A 2,894-nucleotide genomic window follows, 5' to 3' on the forward strand; every position below is an offset into this window, starting at 1 on the left:
TAGGCGAGAGCGGCGCCGAGAACTGCATAGACTGCGGGGATGCCAATGGTCATCGCCGCGGTCATGCCGAGCAGAGTGAGGACAAGATAGAGGCTCATGCTGGGCGGGCTCCCCTCGCGAAACCGACGGCCCGCCGAAGATGAGACAGCGTCATCAGGGCGAAGCAGAGGGGAAAGATCATATAAAAGTAGCCCAGCGGCATCTCGAGCCCTTCCGAAACCCTGCCCCAGCTGCGTGCAGTGTAGGACCAAGAGGCAGCGGTCATGACGCCGCTCACGGTTCCGCATGCGGCTTCGATCATGACCCGCCCCGCGATCCGCAGGGCGCGATTGCGCAGGGTGCCCACAAGGTCGACGTGAAAGTGGTGTCCGCCCCGCGAAGCTCCTGCGGATGCCAGAAAGATCATCCAGACAAACGCATAGGTGGCGATCTCGACCCCGTCGGGAATCGTGCTGTGGAAGATGTTCCTCAGCACGATGTCCACAGTGATCAGCAAGCTGACCAGGCCGATGAGAATAGCCGGAAGCGTGTCGTCGAGCAGGCGCCAGGCCCGGTCGATAAGAGTCAGCATGTCCGGCCTTTACTCCATCGCCGCCAAGGCGCGCGCGTAGAGGCCCTCGGACCATTCGGGGAACATGGTGTAGAAGTCCGCGGTCGCTTCCTTGTAGGCCGCCTGATCCGCCTGGACAAAGACGACCCCAGCCTCGCGGAGCGACTTTTCACGTTCGGCCGTGATATCGTTCATCTTGAGGGAGTATTCGCTACCCTTGCTGGTGAACTCGGAAGTCAGCACCTCCTGACACTCTGCCGGCAGCGCCTGGAACAGACCATCGTTCATCGCGAAGCCGTAGAAGAGCCGGAAATGATCGGTCACGGTGACCGTGGTGGCCACCTCCATCAGGTTCGCATCGGCCATGCCATCGAGACCGCCTTCTGCCGCTTCGACGACACCCTGCTGCAGGGCAAGGTAGAGTTCGGAAAAGGGCAGGGCGAGGGGCAGTGACCCCAGCAACTCAAACGTGCGCATGTAGGCCGGCGCTTCCGGCGAACGCAGCTTGACGCCCTGCAAATCGCCGGGGTTCGGATAGCCCTTCTGCCCGAGAAAGACGCGTGGGGAGTCGAACCAGTTGATCGACAGAAGACGCAGATCGGATTTCTCCGCCAGTTGGTCGTCCAGTTCGGCCATGAGATCCGACGCGGCAAGCTTCTCTGCCCCTTCCAGCGTCGGCGTCAGGAAGGGACCATTGAACACCGAAAAGTCGGCCACGCCTGCGGTGGCGAGGTTACCTGTCTGGGTATAGAAGATGATGTTCTCGCCGAACGAGGCCTGCTCCAGCGCCTGCACTGGTCCGCCGAGCTGAGCAGAGGGGAAGACCTCCAGCTTGAGCTTGCCACCGGTCGCTTCGGTCACCGCAGCAGCGATTTCTTCAAGCGGTGCGTGGATCGGGCTGGTGGTGGAGTTCTGATGCGAGATGCGGAAGTAGACCTCGTCGCTCAATGCAACCTGGCAGCTTGCGCCGTCTGCCAACGCGGCTGCAGGCGCCAGCGTAAGGGAAGAGACAAGGGCAAGGGTGACGCGTTCAATGGTTGTTTTCATGATACCTCTCCGGTGGGGGCGGCCATTCTAGTGGCCTCTGCCGTGTTTCTTGCCGCAGACTGGCACGAGCCCTGCCGCCACTTCTTGAACGTTTGTGACCAGCCAGTGACGCCTCCTTGCCCGGCTTGACACCGTCAAACGAAAGGTAGTTTCACTGTGGCAGTGCTGGTGCCGCTGCTTTGGACAGATCCATATCTAGATGAGGTGAAGATGGAGCGTCAGGTTCGCCGGTGGCGCCTCGATGGCAAGGTGGACGCATTCGAGATCATCTCGACCTCCGAAGCAGGCGTGCTGCACTGCCATCCGAGCTTCAACATCGGAGCGATGATCGAAGGCGCGGCCAGCGTCACATCCGGCAGCATGACCCATGTGCAGGCGCCGGGCGCGGTTGTCACCCTGAATGCTTATCAACCCCATGCGAGCGCATGGTCTGCTGCGGTGAACCGATACTTCGTCCTGCACATCGACCCTGCCTTCTGGGAGACCCGGCTCCAGCCGGAACTGGGAGCCGACGGACAGTTTGCTCAGCCGGTCTGCCGGGATGGCCTCGTTTTCCATTACCTCCTTGGCCTGCGCGATCAGTTGCATAAGGATCCCACCTCGGTTTCATCGGATGATATCGATCTGCTCCTGAAACTTTGTCGTGGCCGCGGTCTGATCCGCGATCATGTCGACGAGGAGGATCCAAGCCTCACGCCTATGAACGGAGCTGACTTCCGCGAGCTGTTTTCGGAAGGCGACGACATGCAGGAGGGGCAGCCACGCATCAGCAATTTGGCCGAGCAGGTCGGAATGAGCCGCTACCAGTTTTCGAGACTATGCAGCCAGACGGCAGGAATGCAGCCCCGGCGATTGCGCCTGCAACTGATGGTGGCGCGCGCCCAGAAAGCCATCAACGAGGGTCAAGACTTGGCCAGCGCCTCGCTGCATGCTGGCTTCAGTGATCAAAGCCATATGAATCGCGAGTTCCGCCGGACGATCGGCATGACACCCCGAGAGTATCAGTCCGCAGGCCGGGGCTGAAATCTCAATAGTGTCGCAGCCTCTGGTGTGGCTGGCGATGGACGTAGTGGCATGGTGGACTGCGGCCTTCCTGTCGGCGGTCCAGAGCAGCATGCCCGCGATCCGAAAGGCGATCGGCAGCACCAGGCTGGCTCCGACGCTGCTGACGGCGGCGGAGAGGTTGCAATACGAGGGGTTCCGGCGAAGACAGCAGACCAACGAGATGGTTCGGCACATGGCCCGGGACGGCGCCCCGATCAAGCAGATCGTCCGCCGAACGGGGCTGAGCCGCAGG

At 61.5% G+C, this 2,894-nt stretch carries 3 protein-coding genes and 1 pseudogene; 2 read left to right on the forward strand and 2 right to left on the reverse strand.

The window, feature by feature from the left end:
- Nucleotides 1–94: 94 nt before the first annotated feature.
- Complete coding sequence (locus C5F48_RS22800) at nucleotides 95–571, reverse strand: TRAP transporter small permease (RefSeq protein WP_107666001.1); 477 nt, start codon at nucleotides 569–571, stop codon at nucleotides 95–97.
- Between the two features lie 9 nt (nucleotides 572–580).
- A complete protein-coding gene (dctP, locus tag C5F48_RS22805) occupies nucleotides 581–1,597 on the reverse strand; it encodes a TRAP transporter substrate-binding protein DctP (protein WP_107666002.1) in 1,017 nt (338 codons plus the stop codon).
- Between the two features lie 156 nt (nucleotides 1,598–1,753).
- Here dctP and C5F48_RS22810 point away from each other — a divergent pair, with 156 nt between their 5' ends.
- Entirely contained in the window at nucleotides 1,754–2,620 is an 867-nt protein-coding gene (locus C5F48_RS22810) for an AraC family transcriptional regulator (protein WP_146170727.1), read from the forward strand.
- Nucleotides 2,621–2,678: 58 nt separating this feature from the next.
- Nucleotides 2,679–2,894: pseudogene (locus tag C5F48_RS25805) on the forward strand (ISL3 family transposase); the annotation flags it as partial.

The sequence above is a fragment of the Cereibacter changlensis JA139 genome, from assembly GCF_003034985.1.
Classification (GTDB): domain Bacteria; phylum Pseudomonadota; class Alphaproteobacteria; order Rhodobacterales; family Rhodobacteraceae; genus Cereibacter; species Cereibacter changlensis.

Excerpts from the sequence above, each read along its gene's own strand:
- C5F48_RS22800 (WP_107666001.1), bottom strand. The coding sequence starts at position 571 with ATGCTGACTCTTATCGACCGGGCCTGGCGCCTGCTCGACGACACGCTT.
- dctP (WP_107666002.1), bottom strand. The coding sequence starts at position 1,597 with ATGAAAACAACCATTGAACGCGTCACCCTTGCCCTTGTCTCTTCCCTT.